This is a genomic window from Brevibacillus sp. 1238 (assembly GCF_029892995.1).
Lineage (GTDB): Bacteria > Bacillota > Bacilli > Brevibacillales > Brevibacillaceae > Brevibacillus > Brevibacillus parabrevis.
In genome coordinates, this window is the sequence record NZ_JARXWC010000017.1 from 63,587 (window position 1) to 88,287 (window position 24,701).

A 24,701-nucleotide genomic window follows, 5' to 3' on the forward strand; every position below is an offset into this window, starting at 1 on the left:
GGAAGTAGGAGGCTCAAGTGACTATAACAAAGGAAAATGATTCCTTGAAAATCAGTCGGCACTGGGAGTCCCTTAATGCGGGAGATTTAGGATTATAAAATCAGGGAGGGGGTTCCCCGATTCGACCGCGAATCCCTGGATACCTTGCTAAAGCTCCTGTCGCAAAAGAGCCGGGTCATCTGCATATCCACTGACGGCATTTTCGGGCAAGCAACTGGTGCTTTTGCAGTTTGTTCGGAAAAAGCCGACTTTCCCATTTCCGCAAACTGCGTTTCTATAGTAGACTTGGAGCATATTGGAAACCGCGAGTAGAGGGGAGGCTGGCATGAAAAAACGGCGTATGTTGCTGCTGGGAGCCAGTGGATATTTGGGAGCGCAAATTTTCCATGAGCTACAGCAGGATGCAGATAACGAGGTTGTCGGCACGTGTTATTCTGCTCCGCCAACAGGAGAGCAGCTCGTGCAGGTCGACGTCACTCATCCCGCAGCGTTTGCCGCATTGCTTGCGGACTTTGCGCCGGAGGTCGTCATCTGGGCGTTGATGAGCGCGACCGATGAGCATGCTCTGATTACAGAAGGTTTGGACATTTTGCAGGCGCATCTGCCGCCAAAGAGCCGAGTCATTTTCATTTCCTCTGACGGCATTTTCGGACAAGGGACGGGTGCTTTTGCGGAGGAAGACCCGCCGCTGATGCTCTCTGAACGCAATCCGCTGGCCCGTTACTCGCGGGCAAAATCGTTGGGGGAAGAGCTTGTCCGGCAACGCCGCGAACAGCATGTCATCGTTCGCATCGGCCCGCTCTACGGCTGCAATTCCCTGGGCAAATGGGACAAAAGAGCGGCGACGATTCGCCAGGAGCTTGCCGCTGGCCGACCGATCACCCGTACGAGCAATTTGTTCAAAACATTTTTGCATGTACAGGATGCCGCTCAAGCGATCAAGGAATTGGCCGACAGCTCTTTCGTCGGGACGCTGCACCTCGGTCCCGCGCAAAAAGAAAGCTATTATTCTTTTGCTGTCACGCTGGCAAAAGCGCTCGGACTTGACTCTCGCCTAGTGACAGAGGATCGCCTGGATGCAGAAGAAGCCAGGGAAAAAGGGATTCCGCTGGATACCTCGCTGAACACAGGCAGGGCAAATGCGTTGTTGCGCACGCGTTTTCGCCAAGTGGGGGAAGCAGCGTGCAGCGCGGCAAAGGAAACAGAACGGCATTAGAAAAGAGGCAGGATGTGCGCCTGCGCCTGCACTGGCGAAACGATTCTGACCTTTTGCCACACTTGGAATGAAATTTTCCGGAAAAGCGATCAAAACGGATGGCAGACAAAGGAGCGAAAAACATGAAAAAGATCGGATTAATCGGCGGCATGAGTTGGGAGTCTTCTCACGTGTACTATCGACTGATCAACGAAGCTGTAAAAGAACGACTGGGTGGGCTGCATTCCGCCAAAAGCATCATGTATTCCGTTGATTTTGCCGAAATCGCAGACATGCAGAGCGATGGTCGCTGGGACGAGGCGGGAGAGCAGATGGCAGAAGCAGCGCGGAGTTTGGAGGCGGCAGGTGCCGATCTGATCGTTCTGTGCACCAATACGATGCACAAGCTGGCGTCTTATATCGAGGACGCGACGAAGCTGCCCTTTTTGCACATTGCCGATGCGGCGGGAAAAGCGATAACCGCGCAAGGAATCAAGCGGGTCGCCCTGCTTGCTACCCGCTTTACGATGGAAGAATCTTTTTACACGGATCGTCTGCGCGAGCTTCACGGCATTGAAGTGCTCATACCTGATGAGCAGGAACGAAAAATCGTGCATGACGTCATTTACCAAGAGCTGTGCCGGGGAATCATTCGTGAGGAATCAAAGAGCGAGTATATGAAAATCATCAACCGTCTCATCAGCGAAGGAGCAGAAGGTGTCATTCTCGGCTGTACAGAGGTCGGCTTGCTGATTTCGGCCAACGATTGCGAGGTTCCCGTTTTTGATACATCGCTCATTCATGCGCAGGCAGCGGTAGAAGCGGCTTTGCTGAAAGCGGGCGAGTAAGCATGAATCCTTTTGCACAGACCCCGAAACCGCCTTACTACGCCGTCATCTTTTCCTCCCAGCGAACAGAGGGAGATCAAGGGTACGGGGAGATGGCGGACCGGATGGTGGAGCTGGCTGCGGAGCAACCCGGGTACCTGGGGGTAGAGAGCGTCCGCGACGAATCCGGCTTCGGGATTACTGTTTCCTACTGGGCCTCGCTGGAAGCGATTCGCGAATGGAAGCGGAACGAGGAACACCGGGTGGCGCAGGAAAAAGGAAGACAGATGTGGTACGGCCATTACATCACGCGCATTTGCAAGGTAGAGCGCGACTACACCTTGTAAGTGCAAACAAAACGGTCATGACCGTTTGATTGACCGCAAGCGCAAGCGGCCACAGCCCATGTCATGAAAAACATCGAGACATTTTTCACAGAAAAAAGAAGGCTCCGTTTCTCTTTGCCTGGTGGCATGGAGGAGCGGGGCTATTTATTTTGCAGCCAGCGTTTTTAGGGGGACCTCTCTTTTGAGCGACCGGAAGACGTGTTGAAAATCCAGCTCGCCTGCCACTTGCGCGAGACATTCGTCAACCAGGCGAGAGCAGGAAAAGAATTACACAACTAAAACAAACAAAAACCACTTAAAAACAATTCCTTTACGCTGGATTCACATCCACTTAATATTAGGCCCGTAAGATGGGACGTGAGGTCAGGAAATGAATATTCCACACAGGGGAGAGATTCTCAATGAGAAAGTGGCATTATCCTTTACTTGCGTCCTTTTTGTCGATCGCCTTTTTGGCTGGATGCGGACAAGCTCCACAGTCCCAAGCAAACACACAAGGAGCGGGGGCAAGTCAGGCGGGCCAACAGCAAGCTGCTTCGGGAGCGATTACCGTTTATACCGCGCTGGAGGACGACCAGATCAAAACGTACTTGGAATCGTTCAAAGCGAAGTACCCGGATGTGAAGGTCAACATCGTGCGTGATTCGACCGGAATCATCACGGCAAAGCTGTTGGCGGAAAAAGACAATCCGCAAGCAGACGTCGTCTGGGGTACAGCGGCGACAAGCCTTTTGGTACTGGAACAGCAAGGAATGCTGGAAGGCTATTCGCCAAAAGGAATCGAGCGTGTCTCCCCTGAGTTCAAAGATACGAAAGAGCCTGCCAGCTGGGTAGGGATTGACGCCTGGGAAACGGCGATTGCCGTCAACACCAAAGAGCTGGAAAAGCGCAACTTGCCGATCCCCCGCACTTATGAAGATTTGATCAAACCGGAGTACAAAGGCTTGATCGTCATGCCGAACCCGGCTTCGTCCGGCACAGGACTGTTGACCGTCAACGGGATCATGCAGCTCAAAGGCGAGCAGGAAGGCTGGGCTTACCTCGACAAGCTGCACGAGAACATGGCGATTTACACGCATTCCGGCTCGAAGCCAGCGAAAATGGCGGCGTCGGGTGAGTATCCGATCGGCATTTCCTTCGGCTACCGTTCCATTACCGAGAAGAAAAAAGGCGCTCCCGTGGAAGTCGTTTTCCCGACAGAAGGCTCCGGCTGGGACGTGGAAGCGAACGGCTTGATCAAAAAAGCGCAAATCAAACCAGAGGCCAAACTGTTCCTCGACTGGGCAATCACGGATGAAGCGATGAAAGCCTACAACCAGAACTATGCCATCGTCAGCGTGAAGCAGGACGGCGCGCCACTGCCAGAAGGCTATTCCGTAGACCCGATCTCGCAGCTGGTCAAGCTCGACCTGAAAAAAGCGGCGGAAAACCGCGACAAAGTTTTGGCTGAGTGGGAAAAACGCTACGCGACCAAAAGCGAACCCAAGTAAGCAGCGAGGAGAACAGCATGACACCATCCTATCTATCCATTCAAGGGGTCAGTAAACGTTTCGGTTTGTTTGCCGCTCTGGAGCACATCTCCATCGATATCGACAAAAATGAATTTGTCTGTCTGCTCGGCCCCAGCGGCTGCGGCAAAACGACATTACTGAGAATGCTGGCAGGATTGGAGCAACCGACAACAGGCCGGATGATCGTGGACGGCAGGGAGATTACCTCTCTGCCTCCGGCCAAACGCAACATCGCGATGATGTTCCAGTCTTATGCGTTGTTTCCCAATTTGACTGCGGCGCAAAATATCGCCTTTGGGCTAGAGGAGAAAAAGCTGGGCAAAAAAGCGATTGCCGCCAAAGTAGAAGAGGCGCTGGACATGGTGGATTTGTCTCATGCCGCCGCCAAATATCCCGGACAGCTCTCGGGCGGCCAACAACAGCGGATTGCCTTGGCGCGGGCTATTGCGCTGTCGCCTGATGTGCTGCTGTTGGACGAGCCGTTGTCCGCGCTGGACGCAAAAGTAAGGCAAAAGCTGCGTCGGGAGATTCGCCGTTTGCATGAACAATACGGAATGACTACGGTCATGGTCACGCACGATCAGGAGGAAGCGCTGACCATGGCAGACAAGATCGTCGTGATGAATCACGGCGAGGTCGTGCAGGTGGGTACGCCGGAAGAAGTGTACAACAAGCCTGCCAACCCGTTCGTCGCCGATTTTATCGGAGCGATCAACTTTTTTGCTCCCGATCACTTTGAGCACAAGCAAGCAGACAACCAGCGATTGTTCGCCATCCGTCCCGAGCATGTGCGGCTTTTGCCGGACGAATCGGAGTGCGGCATCCCGGCAGTCATTTCCGAGATGGAGTTTCGCGGTTCCTTTTACCGGATGTTTCTCGCCTGGGAAGAGAGCGGTCAGAGCGCGACTGACGTGCTGACGCTCGATCTGTTGGCGACCCAGGCCCGCAAGCTGGGGCTTGTGCGCGGGCAAAAAGTGTGGCTGGAGTTCCCGCTGGAAAATCTGCTTTGTTTTGAGCAGGCAGACGCCAGCGCAGGACGGGGGTGAGCGCAATGAACGGAGTTGTTACCGCGCCAAAAGGCAAGGCGGGGCAAAAGTGGCTGATGGTGCTCGTCGTGGCCGGGCTGTCTGCCAGCGTGCTGCTGCCGCTCATCCAATTGTTTTCCAAAGCGTTTTACGACAAAAATGGCCTGTTCGTCGGCTTGGATAACTTCATCACCTACTTTTCCACTCCAGCGCTGTCGCAGTCGCTTCACAACACGCTGTATATTTCCTCCATGACTACGGCAATCGCCGTTTCACTCGCCTTTTTGTTCGCCTATGCCCTGACGCGCAGCGGCATCCGGGGAAAAGGCTTCTACCGGGCGGTCGCGCTGCTTCCGCTGTTCGCACCGACGATGATGCACGGGATTGCCTTGACGTATTTGTTCGGCAATCAGGGACTGGTGACGACGGGGATTTTCGGCTTGCTGCCGTTTCGGTGGGACGTGGATCTGTACGGGCCAGTCGGGATCGTTTTGGCGGAAATCGTCTACGTGTTTCCGCAGGCGTACCTGATTTTGGCTGTCTCGCTCGCCTTTGCCGACTACCAGCTATACGAAGCGGCGGATACGCTCGGCGCCGGACATGTGCGCAAATTGATGACGGTCACGCTTCCCGGCGTCAAATACGGGATCGTCAGCGCCTGCTTCGTCTGTTTCACGCTTTCGTTTACCGACTTCGGGGCGCCAAAAGTAGTGGGCGGACAGTTTTCCGTGCTTGCCACCGATATTTACAAGCAAGTCATCGGGCAGCAAAACATGACGATGGGAGCTACCGTGGGACTGCTGCTGATCATCCCGGCGCTCGTGGCGTTTATCGTGGACAGAATCGTGGAGCGCAAGCAGCATGCAGCCGTCACAGCCAAGTCCAAAGAGTACCGGATCAAGGCAAACGGCTGGCGCGACCTGTTTTATACGGTTGTTTGCCTGGGCGTCAGCGGATTTTTGCTCTTGCTGATGGCGACAGTGGTTCTGGCTTCCTTCATTCAGGTGTGGCCGTACAATCTCGACTTTAGCTTGGTTCACTACGATTTTTCCAATGTCGCAGGAGAAGGTATCGAGCCGTTGTGGAACAGCATTGTCGTCGCTGTATTGACGGCGGTGATCGGCACATGCGTGACGTTTGTCGCCGCGTATGCGATTGAAAAGTCGCAGGTGTGGAAGGGGCTGCGCCAGGCAGGGTACTTTCTGTCGATTCTTCCTTTGGCGCTTCCCGGACTTGTGATCGGTCTGGCCTACATTTTCTTTTTCAACAATCCGGCCAACCCGCTGCACGGTCTGTACGGCTCGCTCTGGATTTTGATTTTGGCCAACGTCATTCACTTTTTCGCGGTAGGCTTCATCACGGCAACAACCGCGCTGAAAAAGCTCGATCCGGAGTTCGAGCAGGCAGCCGAGTCGATGGGCATCGGGCAAATGAAGCTGTTTTGGCGGGTGACCGTTCCGGTCTGCATGCCTGCGATCATCGAAATGCTCGTGTACTTTTTCATCAACGCGATGGTGACGATCTCGGCGGTCGTGTTTTTGTACGCGGCGGATTTCAAGCTGGCGTCCGTCTCCATCGTCAATATGGATGACGCGGGCGATATTGCCCCGGCGGCAGCCATGTCGGTATTGATTGTCGTCCTCAACATCATCGCCCGTGCAGGCGCGGAGTGGATCAGCGCGAGACTGCGCAAGCGCACGGCAAGAACAGAGCAGGAGAAAGGACAGGTGGCATAAATGAAAGCAGTCATTTTCGATTGGGCAGGCACGATGGTGGATTACGGGTGCTTTGCGCCGTTGGCAGTGTTTTTGCAAGTGTTTGAGAAAAGAGGGATTGAACTGACGGCAGCAGAGGCACGCGAGCCGATGGGGATGCTGAAGCGCGATCATATTGCGGCGCTGTGCCGGATGGAGAGGGTTGCTGAATTGTGGAAAGAAAAATTCGGCCGCTATCCGAACGAGGCAGATGTAGACGAGCTGTACGCTGATTTCGAGCCGATGCTGATGGCGACGCTGCACGATTACGCGACTCCTGTGCCGGGAGCGCTTGCGCTGGTGGCGCGGCTGCGCGAGCGGGGAATCAAGATCGGCTCGACTACAGGCTATACGCGGGAAATGATGAACGTCGTCGCCGCAGCGGCGAAAGAGCAAGGCTACGAGCCGGATTGCCTCGTGACGCCAAGCGAAGTGCCCGCAGGCAGACCGTATCCGTGGATGTGCTATCAAAATGCGATCCAGCTCGATGTGTATCCGTTTGGCGAAATGGTCAAAGTAGGCGACACGACGAGCGATATGCAGGAAGGCAGAAATGCGGGCATGTGGACCGTAGGCGTCCTCAAGGGCGGAAGCGAGCTTGGCTTGTCGCAGCAGGAAGTAGCGAACATGCCAGCGGACGAGCTGGAAGAGCGGCTTGCAAGCGCTGCCGCCAGATTGCAGGCAGCAGGAGCGCACTATGTAATCGAAGAAATCGGACGGCTGGATGAAGTGTTAGCGAAAATCGAGCTGCGCCTGAAGGCGGGAGAGCGTCCGTAACGGCAAAAGGTTCCAGCAGGCACGAAAGACAGAAAGGATGAGAAGCATGACGCAAACAACGACAACCGATAACCCGTATTTGCTGTTGACGCCAGGGCCATTGTCTACCTCGCGAACCGTGCGGGAAGCGATGATGCGCGACTGGTGCACATGGGATCGCGACTACAACGAGCTTGTGCAGTCTACGCGTCAAAAGCTGGTCGGATTGGCAACCACGCAGACGGATGATTATACAAGTGTACTTATGCAAGGCAGCGGCAGCTTTTGTGTCGAGGCGGTCATCAGCAGCGTGATTCCAAAAGCGGGCAAGCTGCTGGTGCTGACAAACGGAGCGTACGGCGACCGGATCGTCCAGATGGCGCAAGTGCATGGCATTCATACAACGGTGATCGATTTTGGCGAGCTGGCCCAGGTGGAGGCTCGCGCAGTCGAACAGGCGCTGGCAGCAGATGGCGCGATTACGCATGTGGCTGTCGTTCACTCGGAGACGACGACAGGCATGCTCAATCCGATTGTCGAGATTGGAGCGGCGGTTAAAAAATACGGCAAGGTGTACATCGTCGACGCCATGAGCAGCTTTGGCGGCATTCCGCTCGACGTGGCAGAGCTGTCGATCGACTTTTTGATTTCCAGCGCCAACAAGTGCATTCAAGGCGTACCGGGCTTCGGCTTCGTCATCGCGAAGACGTCCGAGCTGCACAAATGCGCTGGCGTGGCCCGCACGCTGTCCCTCGATCTGTACGACCAGTGGAAAACGATGGAGGAGCAAAACGGCAAGTGGCGCTATACTTCCCCTACGCACGTAGTCCGGGCCTTTTACCAGGCGTTGCTTGAGCTGGAGCAAGAAGGCGGAGTAGCGAAAAGATACGAGCGCTACAAGCAAAATCAGGCGATTCTCTCAGAGGGCATGGAGCGTCTCGGGCTGCGCGTTCTGTTGCCAAAAGAATCCCAGTCTCCGTTCATCACTTCCTTTTACTATCCGGAGGTGGAGTCGTTCTCTTTTGCAGAGCTGTACGAGCGATTGAAGCAGGCGGGCTTCGTCATCTATCCGGGAAAGATATCGCAAGCAAATACGTTTCGCATCGGCAATATCGGCGAAGTGTACCCGGCGGATATGGAGCGGTTGCTGACAGCAGTGGAAGCAAACCGATTTTGGCTGTAGACGATTTTTTTTGACCCGAAAACCAACGAAATCAACAATAATCCAACAGGACAATCCTTGATTGTCGCGGCAAATACCACTACAATTCAAGAGAGGGGAAAAAACGGAATAAAATGGTTGTTGTTTCCTTCTCAAGCTGACAGCAGGTGCAAACGGCAAGATTCACGTCAGGAATGGGACGGCAGCGATGGTCAGCCGCCCATCTGGCTTCAAGTACGTAAATAGGGGGACAAGACCGGTGTCGTTGTTCGGGGAAGAGCGTAAGCAGATCATATTGCAGTTGGTCAATTCGAATGGCAAGGTAAGGACAAACGAGCTGGTAGAAAAGCTGCAAGTATCTTCAGAATCGATTCGCCGCTATCTGGAAGAGCTGGAAGCGGAGAAAAAGCTGAAGCGCGTCTATGGAGGAGCAATCAAGCTGAACGTAGATCGCACAGAACCATCCCACCTCAGCCGCGAAGTCATGAAGGCAGAAGAAAAGCGGAGAATCGGGCGGGTAGCGGCCGAACTGGTGCAGGACAGCGATACGATCGTGATCGATGAAGGCACGACGCCTCTCCAGATGATCAGCTTTTTGCTCAACAAAAAGGATTTGACCGTCTTGACCAGCTCGATCACGGCGCTCAATCTGCTCATCGAGTACCAAAACAACGGCTTGCTCAACGCAGAGGTCTACTTCCTGGGCGGCCGAGTGAACGCGAAGCATTACCGTGTGGGCGGTCCGTTTGCTGAAAAAATGATGAAGTCCTTCTACGTGGATAAAGCGTTTCTGTCCATGGACGGTCTTTTGCTGCACAAGGGCTTGACCTGTTATGACCCGGAGCGTGCAGAGCTGGCGAAGCATTACATTGAAAATGCGAACGAGAACATCGTCCTCGCCGATCATTCTAAAATCGGGATCAGCACGTTGTGCAAGGTTGCCGACCTCAAGGAAATCGACATGGTCATCAGCGATACGGCGGCTCCCGAGGAATGGAGCGACGATTTGCAAGCCAAAGGCGTTACCTGGCTGGTAGCCAAAGAACTGTAAATAACGACAAGCGAGACAGGCCGGATTTCTTTGCGCGAGAAATCCGGCTTTTTGGCGTGCAGCGCCTGACTTGTCCAAACAGAAGCGGCAAAAACATTTTGATCGTGCGGATCGTGAGTTTGGACAAAAAAAACTGGAGAACGTGCATTGTTTGTCGGCATGGAACCACATATGATCATGATGAAAAAAGTTGTGAGAATGATAATCATCATAAGCTCATCAGCAGAAGAGAGAGGGTCGAAAAAATGGGGAGAAATAGTCGGAAGATCGTCATGACATGGTTGGCTATCTTGCTGATCGCGATGGCAGGACTGGCAGCGTGCGGCGAGAAAGCAGCGGAGCCGCAGGCGACAGGCACGACACAGCAGCAGCCAGCTGAGCAAAAACCAGCCGCTGACGACAAGGCAGTAGCGGCAGAAACAAGAGTTGTCCGCGATGCGTACGGGGAAGTAACCATCCCGGCCCATCCGCAAAGAGTCGCAGCCATCTACCAGGAAGACTACTTGCTCGCGCTCGGTGTGACGCCGATCGTGCAATGGTACCATCCGGCGTGGGGCAAGCAAGATTACCTCAACCTGAACGTCCCGCAGTTTGACATTACAGGCAGCATGGAAGCTTTGATCGCGGCAAACCCTGATCTGATTATTGTAGACGGGGGCGCGGATGCGCAAAAATACGAGCAATACAGCAAAGTCGCACCTACGTATAAAATCCCGGACGAACTGCGCAATGACACCATTGGTCGGCTGAAAAACATCGCGGACGTATTGGGCATCCCGGAAAAAGCCGATGAGGCTGTGAAAAAGTACGAGGCAAAAATGTCCGATGCCCGCGCGAAGCTGGAAAAAGCAATCGGCAAGGAAAGCGTAGCCGTCATCCGTCTGAACGTGGGAGACAAGCCGACACTTGCCCTGTTCGGAGAAGGCAATGCGTACACTGGCATCATTTACAAGGAGCTTGGACTTGCCCCGTATGAAGCGGCGAAAAATCAGGACACGCACGTCGTCTTGAGCGAAGAGGCGATTCCGACAATCAATGCCGATCACATCATCATCTTCCCGTCGAACGGCGGCTGGGATTCTGCGGAAAACAAAGAGGCGCTGAAAATTCTTCAAGACCCGCTGTGGCAATCCGTCCCTGCCGTGAAAAAAGGCCACGTCTATCAGATGAACCGGACGCATTGGCAGTCTGGCGCCATGCTGGCCAATATGATGAAAGCCGACGATCTGGTGAAGACATTCGTCAAATAAACCGAGCTGTACAGGCGAGCAGAACAAAGACAGGGTGTCCCGAAAGGCAGGTGAAGCTGCGCGGGGCACCTTCTTTTTTCACGGGAAGCGCACATTTGAAAAGGTTCGGACCCGCTCTTTTGCTTGGCAAACCCGGCTTATCCCCGTATAATATACAATGATAATCATTCTCATATAATAGGTGAGGATATGTATACAAACGGGACAGAGAATCAGTTGTATCCGTCGTCCATATACGTGCTGACGGGGATAGAGCGAGGGGTTCTTGCATCGCATGCTTGCCAAGACAGCCATGAACAGAATGATTATGCCATGTTCGTCACGACAGACGGTTCAGGTGTCCTGCAAATCGATCAAACCAGCTATCGGCTGGGGGGAGAGAGCTGCTGGATCACGGAGCCTGGTCAGCATGTGCGCATCTGCACAGCCGAGCGGGATTTGGAATACTATCGCTTGACCTTTCGGATGGTGCCATTGCAACCGCAGGGAGAAGAGGAGCTTTGGTTTCGCACAGGAGAGATGGTCTGCACTCCTTTTTCCAAATTAGTCGAGGGCATCGAGGAAATATACGCCGTGCGGGAGGAGACGGATCGGCTGGTGCGTTACAGCAGTCACGTACGCTTCGAGACGGTTCTGTCTGACCTTTTCCAGCAAAATGCAACCGGAGGGCCGATGCAGGACCCGCTTCGCGCCGTGGAGCGCTCGATTGAATATGTGAAGCAGCATTACCAGGAGGCGCTGACGGTCGAGCAGCTTGCTCATGAGGCAGCGGTTCCGCGCTGGCGCTATACGCAGCTGTTCAAGGAGCTGACCGGACAAATTCCGCTCGATTATATCAACGGCTTGCGGATCAACCGGGCCAAACAGCTGTTGCTTTTGACAGCGGATCGGGTGCATGAGATCGCGCAAAATGTCGGGTTCAACAGCGAGTATTACTTCAATCGCCGCTTCAAGCAAATGGTCGGGCTGGCTCCCGGCAAGTACCGGAATGTCCACCGCGACGATCTGCGCGTCGTCTCTTTGTTTATGGAAGACTACTTGTGCTCGCTGGGCATTACGCCGATTGTGCAATGGGCGCATTCGTACTGGGGCAAGCAGGACTATCTCGGCTTGCAAGACGTCCCGACGTTTGACGTGCTGAAGGATGAAGTGCACGCTTTGTCCAACAGCAACCCGGACGTGATCATGCTGCGTTCCTGCACAGGCTGGGAGTCGGCTCACTACGAGCAATGTGCCAAGATCGCGCGGACATGCATGGTGCGCGAGCTCGGGTCAGACTGGCGATCGACGATGCGGATTTTGGGCGATTGGCTGAATCGGCGAGACACAGCCGACAAGGCGATCGAGCATTATGAAAAAAAAGCCGCCGCTGCCCGCAGTAAGCTGTCAAGCAGCATGAAAGGGCAGACCGTCGCCTTTTTGCGCGTATCGGCAGACATGATCAGCGTGGAAAAGTCGTACTCGGCCCCTGTCATGTTCGACGATTTGGGCATGCAGCCACATCCGCTGGTCAGGTCGCTCTCTGTGCAGGAGGCAAGAGCCGGGGTGTCGTGGGAATGGCTCTCTGCGCTTGACGCCGACCATATTTTTTACGCTTTTGACAAATGGCATGGAGAAGGAACCGATGCGGAAAAGCTCCAGGTGCACCATCCCGTCTGGCAATCGCTGCGGGCTGTGCGTGACAAGCGGGCGTACGAAGTCGATTTCATGACGTGGATGAATCACGGAATCATCGCCAACCAGAAAAAAATCGAGCACATTTTGCACGTGCTGGCCTAGCATGGACCACGATTGTTGCAAACATACAAAAAAGACCACTCTTTTGTCCATTGACACTCTTTTTGTCAATCGCCTAAAATCCTACTATGATAATAAGAATCAATTTCATGAATTTAGCGAAAGGGAAGGGGAAAGCAACATTTCGTGCATGTACATAATGAATGGAAAAGGTGGCTAGCATGGGTCAACAGACACACACCCTGAAGCAGGGGAGTACATCAAAACAGGAACAGTTTCGCTCGCGGCCATGGGCAGCAACGCTGATCCTCACGGGCGGAGTTTTTGCCTTGATTCTCGGAATGTTTCTGTCTGTCTCATTCGGGGCAGCAGATATTCAGTTTTCTGTCGTTTGGGACGCTATTTTTCATTTTAATCCAGATATTACGCAGCATCAGATCATCCAGGAAATACGCCTTCCCCGCTTGCTCGGTGGAGCGATGGTCGGGGCCAGCTTTGCTGTGGCAGGGGCGATCATGCAAGGGATGACTCGCAACCCGCTTGCCGATTCCGGTTTGCTCGGGCTGAATGCGGGAGCAGGCTTTGTCATTGCTCTCTGCTTTGCCTTTTTCCCGGGGCTGCCTTTCATGTACTTGATCTTGTACGGGTTTTTGGGCGCAGGTGTAGGCGCAGGACTTGTTTACGGAATTGGCTCGATGGCAAAAGGCGGGCTTACTCCGGTGCGGCTCGTGCTTGCAGGGGCAGCGCTTAGCGCCCTGTTGTCTGCTCTTAGCGAAGGGATTGCGCTTTACTTCAAAATTGGACAGGATTTGGCTTTCTGGTACGCAGGCGGGGTAGCCGGGACAAAATGGTTCCAGCTCAAAGTGATGTTCCCGTGGATTGCCGCTGCGATCCTCGGGGCGATTGTGTTGTCGCGTTCCATCACGATGCTCAGTCTCGGCGAGGACATTGCCAAAGGCTTGGGCCAGCGAACAGCGCTCGTCAAACTGGCGGGTACGGTCATCGTCCTGATTTTGGCAGGTTCGGCTGTCGCTGTCGTCGGTGCGGTTGGCTTCGTCGGACTGATTATCCCGCACTTGACGCGTTATTTGGTCGGGGTCGACTATCGGTGGATTATTCCTTGCTCTGCCATTATGGGCAGCTTGCTCGTCGTTTTTGCCGATTTGGCAGCCAGAATGGTGAATCCGCCTTACGAAACACCTTTGGGCGCCCTGATTGCGCTGATTGGCGTTCCGTTCTTCCTTTACTTGGCTCGTAAAGAAAGAAGGGAGATGTAAATCATGCAACCAGCTACTGCGCAAATCGATGCCCGCAAACGCAGCAGGGGCATCCTCGTCATGATGATTTTGTCTGTGCTCATTTTGATTGCGTTCATCATCAGCATGAACACAGGATATATTCGCTTGTCGCCAATGGATTTGCTCATGACCTTGTTCGGGTCTGGCACCGAGAAGCAAAGCTTGATTTTGTTCGACTTCCGCTTGCCGCGCATCGTCATTTCGCTTTTGATCGGAGCAGGTTTGGCGGTTTCCGGCTGCATCATTCAAGGGATTTCCCGCAACGCGCTGGCTGACCCCGGCATTTTGGGGATCAACGCAGGTGCGGGTTTGATGGTTATGCTGTTCATTTCCTTTTATCCGTCGACGGCTGCCGCTCCTGTTTTCCTGTTGCCTGTCCTGGCGCTGGTCGGAGCAAGCTTGACCGCAGCCCTGATTTTTGTGCTGTCTTACAAGAGACATAAAGGCTTGTCGCCAATTCGCATTCTGCTGACCGGGATCGCGGTCGCAGCGGGGATGAGCGCTGCGATGATCGTGCTGACGCTCAAGCTGAGCCCTGACAAGTACCAGTTTGTCGCAACCTGGCTTGCCGGAAGCATTTGGGGAACCAACTGGAAATTCGTTCTGTCGCTGCTCCCGTGGATTGTCGTCCTGCTGCCGTTTGTCTTTTACAAAGCGCGTGTGATGAACGTCCTGAATTTGGGAGAAGAGCTGTCCATCGGTCTTGGCGCTCCGGTCGCAAGAGAACAGTTGAAGCTGTTGGCCGCATCGGTCGGACTGGCGGCATCTTGCGTGGCTGTCAGCGGCGGGATCGGCTTCGTCGGTCTGATTGGCCCGCATTTGGCGCGCAGACTTGTCGGACCGAAACACGAAATGCTGCTGCCGACATCGGCCTTGGCAGGCGCGCTCCTGGTTATTGTTGCTGATACGATCGGACGCTGGATTTTGCAGCCGTCTGAAATTCCAACAGGCATTGTGGTTGCTGTCATCGGAGCCCCGTACTTCTTGTACTTGCTTGCCCGTTCGAAGTCGTAGAGAAAAAGAAAGGCTTTCATCGTGCGGTGAAGAGGAGGAGGATTCGGTATGCTGCGTCGCTTTTTTGCGTACTACAAGCCGTATATGGGGCTGTTTATAGCAGATTTTTCTTGCGCGATTTTGGCCGCGCTGCTTGAACTGGCGTTTCCGCTTGCTGTCAACCGGGTTGTGGACGATTTGCTTCCGAGTGGAAACTGGCTGCTGATCCTATACGCGTGCCTGGGGCTTTTGGGCATTTACGTGGTCAGTGCGGCTTTGCACTACGTCGTTACCTATTACGGACACAAGCTCGGCATCAATATTGAATCGGACATGCGCAAAAAGCTGTTTGATCGGGTGCAAAAGCTCTCGTTCCGCTTTTTCGACAACAACAAGACCGGACATCTCGTATCTCGCATGACGAACGACCTGATGGATATCGGGGAGATCGCTCACCATGGCCCGGAAGATTTGTTCATCGCGGTCATGACACTGCTGGGCGCCTTCGGTATCATGCTCAGCATCAACTGGCAATTGGCGGTGCTGACTTTTATCATCGTGCCTTTAATGATTTATTTGTCGATGTATTTCAGCCGCAAAATGTCCCGCGCTTTTGACCGGATGTTTGCCGATGTCGCAGACTACAATGCGCGCGTGGAAAACAACATCAGCGGCATTCGCGTCGTACAGGCGTTTGCTAACGAAAAGCATGAAATCGCACGCTTTGCAGAGAACAACGGGCGCTTCCGCCTGACCAAGCTGCTCACGTACCGCATCATGGCGTGGAACTCGTCGTTGAGCTTTATTTTGATGAAGCTGGTATCGCTGTTTGTCCTCGTGTGCGGAACGTATTACGTCATCCAAGGAAAGATGACGTACGGGGAGTTTATCGCTTTCGTGATGCTGTCGAACGTCTTTTTGAACCCGATTCAGCAGATCAACAACGTCATCGAGACGTTTCCAAAAGGTGTTGCCGGATTCAAGCGTTACCTGGAGTTGCTGGAGACAGAGCCTGACGTCGACGATGCGCCAGACGCGAAGCCTGTCAGCAATCTTCGCGGCGACATCCGCTTCGAGAACGTAACGTTTGGCTATGAAAACAAGGAAAAAGTGCTCCAGGGATTGTCGCTGTCCATTCGCGCTGGCGAGACGGTCGCGCTCGTGGGACCTTCCGGCGCGGGAAAAACGACACTGTGCAGCTTGCTTCCCCGTTTTTACGATGTGGACAGCGGCTCGATCATGATTGACGGCATCGACATTCGTTCCATGACGCTGGAGTCGCTTCGTTCGCATATCGGAATCGTGCAGCAGGACGTCTTCCTGTTTGACGGATCGATCCGGGAAAACATTGCCTACGGGAAGCTTGGCGCGACCGATGAAGAGTTGTGGGACGCAGCCAGACGGGCACAACTGGAAGACGTGATCCGCGCCTTGCCAGAAGGACTGGATACGCTGATCGGGGAGCGGGGCGTCAAGCTTTCCGGCGGTCAAAAGCAGCGGTTGTCGATCGCCCGGATGTTCCTGAAAAACCCGCCGATCCTCATTTTGGATGAAGCGACTTCTGCTCTCGACACCGAGACGGAAGCGGCGATTCAGCAGGCGCTTGCAGAGCTGTCCCACGGACGCACGACGCTCGTGATCGCCCACCGCCTGGCGACGATCAAGAACGCAGACCGAATCATTGTCGTCGCCGAACAAGGCATCGCCGAGCAAGGACATCACGACGAGCTTTTACAAACGCAAGGCGTATACAGCAGACTGCATCAAGCGCAGTTCAGTTCATAGACGATGAAACGGCTGTGATTGTCCGTGGCGTTTCTTCCACAAAAAAAGCGAGCGTTCTTCCGCATGAGGCGGGGGACGCTCGTTTTGCTGTGCTATATGCTAAGTTATGCGCCTTGTACAAGCGGGGCAAAAAGCAGCTGTAAACAAGGAAATCATTGTATAATGTACGGGTAGACATGTTCGTGAAAAGAAAAGCGTATCCTCCAGTTGGTGAGGAACAAGTTGGAGGGCGTTTTGCAGTCGAATCAAACGATAGAAGCTCCCTGTTTGCTATAATACATAGCAAGAGCATGTAGCGGGACAGGAAGGAATGGTAAGCATGATCGACCGATTGGACCATCTGGTGTTGACCGTCCGCGACCTGGAAGCGACTTGCCAGTTTTACGAGCGCGCGCTTGGCATGCAGGTTGTCACCTTCGGCAATGGCAGAAAAGCTTTGCATTTTGGCGCACAAAAAATCAACCTGCATGTGGCGGGACACGAGTTTGAGCCGAAAGCGGGACAGCCGTTGCCAGGCTCTGCTGATTTGTGCTTGATCGCTTCTGTGCCGCTTGCGGCAGTCATCGCCAGGTTTGCAAGCTGCGGGGTGGACATCGAGGAAGGGCCAGTGCACAGGACAGGTGCAGCGGGACTGATCCGTTCGGTTTACGTGCGCGACCCCGACCGGAATTTAATCGAAGTGGCGGAATATGTGGACACACGCGAAGCTGAGCCAATTGAGCGAGGGACGGATGTGGACACACGCGAAGCTGAGTCAATTGAGCGAGGGGCGGATGTGGGCACACGCGAAGCTGAACCGATCGAGCGAGGGGCGGATGTGGACACACGCGTAGCAGCCGACCCAATTAAGCAAGAGCCGGGCGTTCACCGTATTTTGCAAGTGCTGAACGAGCGCGAGCCGGGGTTTATGGGAGCGAAGCAAACGGGTGTGTTTGGCATTTTGCTTCCTTTGGTCAAGATGGAGGACGGCAAGCTGGGGGTTTTGTTCGAAAAGCGGGCAAGCACGATGCGCAGGCAGGCCAATGAAATTTGTTTCCCCGGTGGACGGGCGGAAGAGGGCGACGAATCGCGCTGGGCGACAGCCCGCAGGGAAACGAGCGAGGAGCTGGGAGTGCCGCTCACAAGCATTCACTACGTCGGCGAGCTGGATCGGTTGATCGGTCCGGGCCATTCTGCGATTTACCCGTTTGTCGGCTACGTGGAGGACATAGCGAAGATGAAGCCGAATCCCGATGAAGTGGGAGAAGTGTTTATCATCTCGCTGGAACGACTGGCTGCCGCTGAGCCTGCGACATACACTTCAGCGCTTGTGAACGAGCCGGAGGATGACTTCCCTTATCACCTGATTCCGGGCGGCAAAAAGTATCCGTGGCGCACAGGCACAGTCGAGCATCTGTTTTACGAGCTGGACGGACGAGTCATCTGGGGGCTTACTGCGCGAGTTTTGGCCCATTTTCTTGAATTGATTCGCCACGAGCCATGACCCTGCCCTCGTGCGTGAATGGAACGAAATAGACAAAAGGGAGTGGAAGAAGCATGTGGAAAGCGAATCCGATTACGTCACGCCTGAAAATCAAATGGCCGATTATCCAGGCACCGATGGCGGGCGGTGCGACAACTCCTGCGCTGGTCGCGGCCGTCTCGGAAGCAGGGGGATTGGGAACGCTGGGAGCTGCCTATATGACTCCACAGCAAATCCGTGAAGCGATACATGCGATCCGCGATTTGACCGACAAACCTTTTGGCGTCAATTTGTTCATCCCGGAAGACTTTGACGCGACCCAGCCGATCGCAGACACGGTTGCTTCCGCGCTCAATGAGGTGCGCCTTGAGCTGGACATTCCCGAAAGCCCGCAAGTCACGCGCTTTCAGGAGTCGTTTGCGGAACAGCTGCAAGTCGTACTGGAGGAAGTGCCTGCGGTTTTCAGCTTTACGTTTGGCATGCTCGACGCGCGTTCACTGCAAGCGCTCAAGCAAAAAGGCGTGACGGTGATCGGGACTGCGACGACGGTTCGCGAGGCAGTCGTGCTGGAAGCGGGCGGCGTGGACATGATCGCAGCGCAGGGCAGTGAAGCAGGCGGGCATCGCGGTTCGTTTTTGCCGGATTCCCCGAGCAATCTGATCGGAACGATGGCATTGGTGCCACAGATCGTGGATCGCGTCAAAATTCCGGTGATCGCAGCGGGCGGGATGATGGACGGGCGAGGCATTGCAGCCGCGCTCGCACTGGGAGCGCAGGCGGCCCAGCTCGGAACGGCATTTTTAACGTGTGCGGAAAGCGGCGCGCATGCTTTGCACAAGCAAGCCATCCGGGAGTCGAGCGAAGAGGGCATCGTCATGACACGGGCTTTTTCCGGCAAATGGGCGAGAGGCATCGAGAACGAGTTCATGCGAAAGCTGGCGCCACTGGATCAGGAATTGCCCGCCTACCCGGTGCAAAATGCCCTCACCAAAGACATTCGCGCCGCTGCGGGCAAGCAGCAGAAATCCGCGTATATGTCGATGTGGGCGGGACAGGCGGCACCGCTTGGCAGGGAGCTTGGCGCAGGCGAACTGGTCTTGCAGCTCGTAGAGGAAACGAAGCGTGCATGCGCAGGACTTGTGCAGGAATAGCAAGGAAACAGGTGCGGCATCATTACGGACAGACTACGGCAGTGCGTTGACGGAGGAATGGAGATGGAACAGGAATACGCTCTTCGAGGAACAATCATTGCAGACGGACAGGAAATCAGGGACGGGCTTGTCGTAGTGGCGGCAGCGAAGATCGTGTACGCAGGGGAAGCCGAAGCTTATGCGGGCGAATGCCCTGCACAGCTGCTGACGGTGGAAACCGGGCGGATTTGCCCAGGCCTGGTAGACATGCACATGCACGGGATCGACGGCCACGACACGATGGACGGGACGCCGGAATCTTTGCAGGCCATTTCCGGCGCGCTTGCCCGATATGGCGTCACTTCTTTTTTGGCGACGACGATGACGGCTCCTTACGCCGAGCTTGAGCCTGTGCTGGAAAACATTGCGCGCGCAAGCCAGGCTGGCTTGCCGGGGGCAGAGGCGATCGGGATTCACCTGGAAGGGCCGTGGATCAATCCGCGTTACAAAGGGGCGCAAAAGGAAGAAAACATTTCTTTGCCCAAGCTGGATGCGGTGAAGCGAATGTACGAGCTGGCCCAAGGGCTGATCAAGGTCGTGACGATTGCTCCCGAGCAGCCGGAAGCGCTCGAAGCGATTGCCTGGCTCAAGGAGCGCGGCGTGATCGTCTCGGCAGGCCATACAGGGGCGACGTTTGTCCAGGCGGCTGAAGCTGTGGATGCGGGCGTGCGCCACTTCACGCATTGCTTTAACGCCATGACCGGATTGCATCACAGAGAGCCGGGAGTGGTCGGTGCTGCGATGTACCACGAGCATTTGAGCACCGAGTTGATTGCCGATGGCATCCACGTCCATCCTGCGGTCATGCGAATTTTGTATCGGGTGAAAACGCCGGAGCGGCTCGCGCTGGTCAGCGACTCGATGCGCGCTGCTGCGCTCGGCGAAGGCACTTACGACTTGGGCGGGCAAGAGGTTCGCGTCCGCGACAATCAGGCGCAGTTGGCGGACGGGACATTGGCTGGCAGCATTTTGACCTTGAACAAAGCCGTAGCAAACATGGTGACGCTGAGCGGTGTACCACTGGCGGAAGCGGTAGAGATGGCATCGCATACGCCAGCCGCTATCCTCGGATACGGGGAGCGAAAAGGTCGGCTGGCAGCCGGATACGATGCCGACATGATCGTGTTGGATGACGATTTTGAAGTGGCGATGACCTTCGTTGCCGGAAAACGCGTATACGAACGCGCTCAGTAATCCAATCCATAGGCGTAAAAAAGCAGCCCAGATGCGCTGGGGCTGCTTTTTTTTGTCGTATACTGCTGCACGGGCAGGGCGGCGCGTGGATGAAACAATGCGCCGGGGCTGTTTTTTTGTACCCCCTACTGCTGCACGGGCTGCGAAGCATGCGGGTGAAACCAGACTTTTTGAAAGTCCAGCCAGCCGGACGGATTGATCGTGACGCCGCGAACCGACTTGTGAAAAGAAGCTTGCGATTTCTTTTGCACAAGGTACAAAACGGCATGGTTTTCTTGGATCAGCGCTTCTATGTGCGCGAGCTTTTGTTGCCGGACGGATTCGTCTGCCTCCCGAAAAAGGGCAGCAGTCTCTCGATGAACCGCTTCGGCTAACGGTGCGTCAAAGCTGGGCAGGAAGTAGTTCTTTTGCAAGTACATTTCCAGTTCACTGATTTCATCATGGCTAAAAACGTTTCCGAACAGTTGGCAGTCGTGCTCCGGCAGCAAATCGTGATTCGCAAACTCAAACGGCTCGCGAACGTCGATTTCCAGGTGAATGCCGTAGTCTTTGCAGCGGGCTTGAATCCACAAGGCGTCCGGCTCGTGATAGGACGTCATGACCATGCGCAGCGTCTCTCCCTGGTAGCCGCTTTCCGCAAGCAGGGCGGCAATTTGCGCAGCGCTTGGGCGGGGCGTTCGTTCCGCTGACCAAGTCGCAAGCTGCGGAGAGAAGGGGCGGAAGCCTTTTGCCGGAAAGACGCGATCTCCTCCAAGCTCGGCAATCATCTGCTCGCGATCGATGAGCAAGTCGAGCGCCTGGCGGAATTTCGGATGGTTTTGCGGCCCGGTTTTCCATTGGTTAAAGACGAGCAGGTTGCAGCAGGAAAACAGCGTCTCCAGATCGCACCAATCGCGGCTGTCGCGGATGATTGCTTCCCTTAATGCTTCGGCTTTTGTGGCCACACCGTGGGACATCATGACAGACGTCCAGTCCGGTTCATGGAGAATGCCTGTTTCCAGATCGGGGAACAGGAGGATTTCCACACGGTCAAGCTGCGGCCTCCCCTGAAAATGTCCCGAAAAAGCTTCCAAAATGCAAATGCCTTCATCCAGACGGACGAGCTGGAACGGGCCAGTCCCGATCGGGTTTTTCCCAAACTCGCCAGCCGTCTCCAGGACGATCTCTGCCGGGACGATGCTGGTGGGCGTAGTGGAAAGCATCCGCAGAAACAAGTAGTTCGGCTCCTGCAACAAAATCCGCACCGTTCTGGCATCAACTGCTTCCAACTGCGCGATATCGCCAAGCATCCAGCTTGCTTCATACTTTTCCGGATGCGAGCGCAGCCGGTCCAGCGAAAAGACAACATCGTGCGCGGTCAGCTCCCGACCGTGGTGAAACACGACATTTTTCTTCAAATAAAACGTCCACTCCTTGTGATCCGCGCTCATTTCCCACGAGTGGGCAATGCTTGGATGGATCGTCCGGCTGTCCGTGTCGAAGTGAACGAGTGTATTGAAAAGCTGGCGGACCAAATGCGCATCGAAGTGATAGTACACCTGCGCGGGGTCCAGTGTGACAATGCTGCGGTAGACCGGGAAGCGCAGCGTGTCCTGATAATGGTTCGACTCGCTCGGTGTGCAATAGCCAAGTTCTGCCGAGAGCCACTCCATGAACTGCTCTTTGACAGCGGGCTTGCCGAAGCGATTCAAAAGCTCCATAGCTTCTGTGACATCGCCTTGCTCCATGCGCTGCTTTCCTTCCGCAAGCAAGATGGCATCGGCATCCGCCAGAAACGTCAGGACGGAGGCATTGCCCCGGCCAAGCCCAGGCTGCCAGTCGATCCAGCCCATTTCTGCCAGCTTGCGGACGATCAGCTTCGCGTTTCGGGGGGTACAGTGCCAAAGTCCGCTCAATTTTTCAATCGTGACGGGGAACGGTTTGGCCGTTTCTTCCTGCTGAAAGAACAGGCGCAGCTCCAAAAAGTAGAGAACGGTAACCATGAAGGCCCCCCTTTGTTTTTGGGAAAAGGTGACAGAGTTTGCTTACACCTTACCCTTTTTCGCTTTTCTCAGATCAATATACTGAAGATAACACGACAGACGAAAAACAGGAATGGGGAGAGCAAACAAGATGAGCAAAAGGTTTCCGTTACCGCGCTTTCATCCCGTGGCATGGGGCGTCATCATCGGCACCTTTTTATCGCGGACGGGTTTTTTCATGACGCTGCCTTTTCTCGGGATTTACTTGGGCAAAGGAAAGGGAATCGACCCGGCCGTAGTTGGCGCGATTTTGGCGATGAGCCTTTTGGTGGGCACGGTCAGCAGCTTCGCTGGGGGAGCGTTGTCAGATCGGTTGGGGCGCTATCCGGTCATGATCGCCTCTATGGGGCTTTGGAGCTTTGTCCTGGTCGGCTTCACGCTGGCGAGCGAGACGTGGATGTTCTTCCTTTTGAGTGCGCTGAACGGTTTGTGCCGCAATGTATTTGAACCGACGGCGCGTGCCCTGCTCGCTGATTTTACCCCGGACAGCCAGCGCAGGGGTGCTTTCAACGCCAGGTATTTTGCCATCAACCTGGGGGGAGCGATCGGGCCGCTGATTGGGTTGAAGCTCGGCGCAGGCAGTTCGTCCTCCATGCTGCCGTTTCTGATCAGTGCGGTGATTATGGCGCTGTATGCGGTCATCCTGGTCGTGTTCATGATCTTGTTCAAGCAACAACTGCGGGAGCATTCCGATTCGATTCCGATGGGGCAGATGGCGCGGATCGTGTTCACAGACAAAGTGTTTTTGTATCTGTTGCTCGGCAATTTGTTTGTGGCTGGAGCCTATACGCACCTGGATACGACGCTTGCCCAGTACATCGGTCACGACCGGGTCGAGGCTTACTCCTTCCTGTTCGTGATGAACACGTTGTCTGTCCTCGTCTTTCAATATCCGCTTGCCAGGCTGATGAAACGCTATTCTGCCATGACGGCCCTGAAAGTCGGCTGCCTCCTTTTCGGACTCGGCTTGTTCGGGTTCGGACTCTTCACCAATTTGTTCTGGCTGTCAGTGTCGATGGTGGTCTTTACCATCGGGGAAATTTTATGCTTTGTCATCGGTGATGTACTGATCGGAGAAATCGCTCCCGAGCATATGCGAGGCGCCTATTACGGCGCGAGCGGCTTCGCTTTTCTGGGGCAGAGCGCCACTGCGTGGATCGGCGGTTTGCTGCTTCAGCAATTGGGCTTTGACCAAGGGCCAGTTATTTTCGCGATCTTGATGCTGCTGACCTTTTTGGCCTTGCCGTTTTTCCAGCGCGGTCAAAGACTGTGGGAACAGCGTCAGCAGAAGACGCAAGATTGTGAACAACCTATACAAATCACGATTTGAAAAGAGGGATTAGAATGAATCAGATTCAGCAATTTCAAGCGCTTCATCATGCAGACGAGATGTTGTTTTTGGGAAATGCCTGGGATGTCCTTTCGGCACGCACGTTGGAGCAGAGCGGCTTTCGGGCCATCGGGACGACGAGTTGGGGCGTTGCGGCTTCTCTCGGATACAAAGATGGGGAAAACATTGACTTTGCCTTGCATTTGTCCATCATCAAGCTGATCGTGGATCACGTGAACATTCCGGTTTCCGCCGACATTGAGGCGGGCTATGCAGAGACTCACGGGCAAATTGTCGAGAACGTGCTGCGAACGGCTGACCTGGGGGTTGCCGGGATCAACATCGAGGACTCTTTCAAACGAGGGCCGGGGTTAAAAGAGATCGCCGATCAGGCGAAACTTTTGCAGACGATGAGGGCTGCTCTCGACAACCGTGGCTTCGCTGCTTTTTACATCAATACGCGGATCGACACGTATTTCCGGCGAGAGGACCCGTTCGCGGAAACGATTGAGCGCGGACTGGCTTACGTCGAGAGCGGGGCGAGCGGCATTTTCGTTCCGGGGATCGTCGAGGAGGAGCAAATCAGAGCGATTGCCCAAGCGGTGCGTGCGCCGCTGAATGTCCTGTCGCGCCCCACCCTGACGAATGCCGAGCGCTTGGCAGAGTGGGGAGTCAAGCGGCTGAGCATCGGGAATGACTTTTACGACCATGTTGCTGATTTTGCAAAAGCGAGTGCCTCCAAGCTGGCGGCTGACCGTGACACGGCCCTGCTGTATGCAGCGAATCGCCAAGGATAAATCTCCACATATTGCC

Annotated in this window: 20 protein-coding genes; 19 read left to right on the forward strand and 1 reads right to left on the reverse strand. The window is 54.8% G+C overall.

Annotation, left to right across the window (positions count from 1 at the left end; all coding sequences use genetic code 11):
- Nucleotides 1–325 precede the first annotated feature (325 nt).
- From M2298_RS25590 to nagA, 17 genes are all read left to right on the forward strand, one after another.
- Entirely contained in the window at nt 326–1,216 is an 891-nt protein-coding gene (locus tag M2298_RS25590) for a sugar nucleotide-binding protein (protein WP_280649235.1), read from the forward strand.
- A gap of 122 nt (nt 1,217–1,338) precedes the next feature.
- The gene (locus M2298_RS25595; RefSeq protein WP_173598209.1) at nt 1,339–2,043 is read left to right on the forward strand and encodes an aspartate/glutamate racemase family protein; all 705 of its coding nucleotides are present in this window, start codon (nt 1,339–1,341) and stop codon (nt 2,041–2,043) included.
- 2 nt (nt 2,044–2,045) lie between these two features.
- The gene (locus tag M2298_RS25600; RefSeq protein WP_280649236.1) at nt 2,046–2,369 is read left to right on the forward strand and encodes an antibiotic biosynthesis monooxygenase family protein; all 324 of its coding nucleotides are present in this window, start codon (nt 2,046–2,048) and stop codon (nt 2,367–2,369) included.
- Between the two features lie 401 nt (nt 2,370–2,770).
- Complete coding sequence (locus M2298_RS25605) at nt 2,771–3,859, forward strand: putative 2-aminoethylphosphonate ABC transporter substrate-binding protein (protein WP_122965942.1); 1,089 nt, start codon at nt 2,771–2,773, stop codon at nt 3,857–3,859.
- Nucleotides 3,860–3,876: 17 nt separating this feature from the next.
- Entirely contained in the window at nt 3,877–4,926 is a 1,050-nt protein-coding gene (locus tag M2298_RS25610; RefSeq protein WP_280649237.1) for an ABC transporter ATP-binding protein, read from the forward strand.
- Nucleotides 4,927–4,931: 5 nt separating this feature from the next.
- Nucleotides 4,932–6,641, forward strand: coding sequence for a putative 2-aminoethylphosphonate ABC transporter permease subunit (locus tag M2298_RS25615; RefSeq protein WP_280649238.1), 1,710 nt, complete (start codon nt 4,932–4,934; stop codon nt 6,639–6,641).
- Nucleotides 6,642–7,436 carry a phosphonoacetaldehyde hydrolase gene (gene phnX, locus M2298_RS25620; protein ID WP_173598205.1) on the forward strand — a complete coding sequence of 265 codons (795 nt, stop codon included), beginning with the start codon at nt 6,642–6,644 and terminating at the stop codon, nt 7,434–7,436.
- A gap of 46 nt (nt 7,437–7,482) precedes the next feature.
- Entirely contained in the window at nt 7,483–8,598 is a 1,116-nt protein-coding gene (gene phnW / locus M2298_RS25625; RefSeq protein ID WP_280649239.1) for a 2-aminoethylphosphonate--pyruvate transaminase, read from the forward strand.
- A 238-nt stretch (nt 8,599–8,836) separates the two neighbouring features.
- The gene (locus tag M2298_RS25630) at nt 8,837–9,628 is read left to right on the forward strand and encodes a DeoR/GlpR family DNA-binding transcription regulator (protein ID WP_122965937.1); all 792 of its coding nucleotides are present in this window, start codon (nt 8,837–8,839) and stop codon (nt 9,626–9,628) included.
- 272 nt (nt 9,629–9,900) lie between these two features.
- Nucleotides 9,901–10,878, forward strand: coding sequence for an ABC transporter substrate-binding protein (locus M2298_RS25635; RefSeq protein WP_280649240.1), 978 nt, complete (start codon nt 9,901–9,903; stop codon nt 10,876–10,878).
- 189 nt (nt 10,879–11,067) lie between these two features.
- Complete coding sequence (locus M2298_RS25640; protein ID WP_173598203.1) at nt 11,068–12,657, forward strand: AraC family transcriptional regulator; 1,590 nt, start codon at nt 11,068–11,070, stop codon at nt 12,655–12,657.
- A 179-nt stretch (nt 12,658–12,836) separates the two neighbouring features.
- Nucleotides 12,837–13,892, forward strand: a complete 1,056-nt coding sequence (locus tag M2298_RS25645) for a FecCD family ABC transporter permease (protein ID WP_122965934.1) — start codon at nt 12,837–12,839, stop codon at nt 13,890–13,892.
- A gap of 3 nt (nt 13,893–13,895) precedes the next feature.
- Nucleotides 13,896–14,927 carry a FecCD family ABC transporter permease gene (locus M2298_RS25650; protein ID WP_122965933.1) on the forward strand — a complete coding sequence of 344 codons (1,032 nt, stop codon included), beginning with the start codon at nt 13,896–13,898 and terminating at the stop codon, nt 14,925–14,927.
- A gap of 48 nt (nt 14,928–14,975) precedes the next feature.
- On the forward strand, nt 14,976–16,691 hold the full coding sequence (locus M2298_RS25655) for an ABC transporter ATP-binding protein (protein ID WP_122965932.1): 1,716 nt from the start codon (nt 14,976–14,978) through the stop codon (nt 16,689–16,691).
- Nucleotides 16,692–17,010: 319 nt separating this feature from the next.
- On the forward strand, nt 17,011–18,174 hold the full coding sequence (locus M2298_RS25660; RefSeq protein WP_229049734.1) for a VOC family protein: 1,164 nt from the start codon (nt 17,011–17,013) through the stop codon (nt 18,172–18,174).
- 53 nt (nt 18,175–18,227) lie between these two features.
- Entirely contained in the window at nt 18,228–19,304 is a 1,077-nt protein-coding gene (locus M2298_RS25665) for an NAD(P)H-dependent flavin oxidoreductase (protein ID WP_173599569.1), read from the forward strand.
- A gap of 63 nt (nt 19,305–19,367) precedes the next feature.
- Nucleotides 19,368–20,537, forward strand: coding sequence for an N-acetylglucosamine-6-phosphate deacetylase (gene nagA / locus M2298_RS25670; RefSeq protein WP_274874200.1), 1,170 nt, complete (start codon nt 19,368–19,370; stop codon nt 20,535–20,537).
- A gap of 125 nt (nt 20,538–20,662) precedes the next feature.
- Here nagA and M2298_RS25675 read toward each other — a convergent pair whose 3' ends face one another.
- Nucleotides 20,663–22,519, reverse strand: coding sequence for an SgrR family transcriptional regulator (locus M2298_RS25675; RefSeq protein ID WP_122965928.1), 1,857 nt, complete (start codon nt 22,517–22,519; stop codon nt 20,663–20,665).
- A gap of 130 nt (nt 22,520–22,649) precedes the next feature.
- Here M2298_RS25675 and M2298_RS25680 point away from each other — a divergent pair, with 130 nt between their 5' ends.
- Both M2298_RS25680 and M2298_RS25685 read left to right on the forward strand, forming a co-directional pair.
- The gene (locus M2298_RS25680; RefSeq protein WP_122965927.1) at nt 22,650–23,888 is read left to right on the forward strand and encodes an MDR family MFS transporter; all 1,239 of its coding nucleotides are present in this window, start codon (nt 22,650–22,652) and stop codon (nt 23,886–23,888) included.
- A 14-nt stretch (nt 23,889–23,902) separates the two neighbouring features.
- The gene (locus M2298_RS25685; protein WP_122965926.1) at nt 23,903–24,685 is read left to right on the forward strand and encodes an isocitrate lyase/PEP mutase family protein; all 783 of its coding nucleotides are present in this window, start codon (nt 23,903–23,905) and stop codon (nt 24,683–24,685) included.
- Nucleotides 24,686–24,701 lie beyond the last annotated feature (16 nt).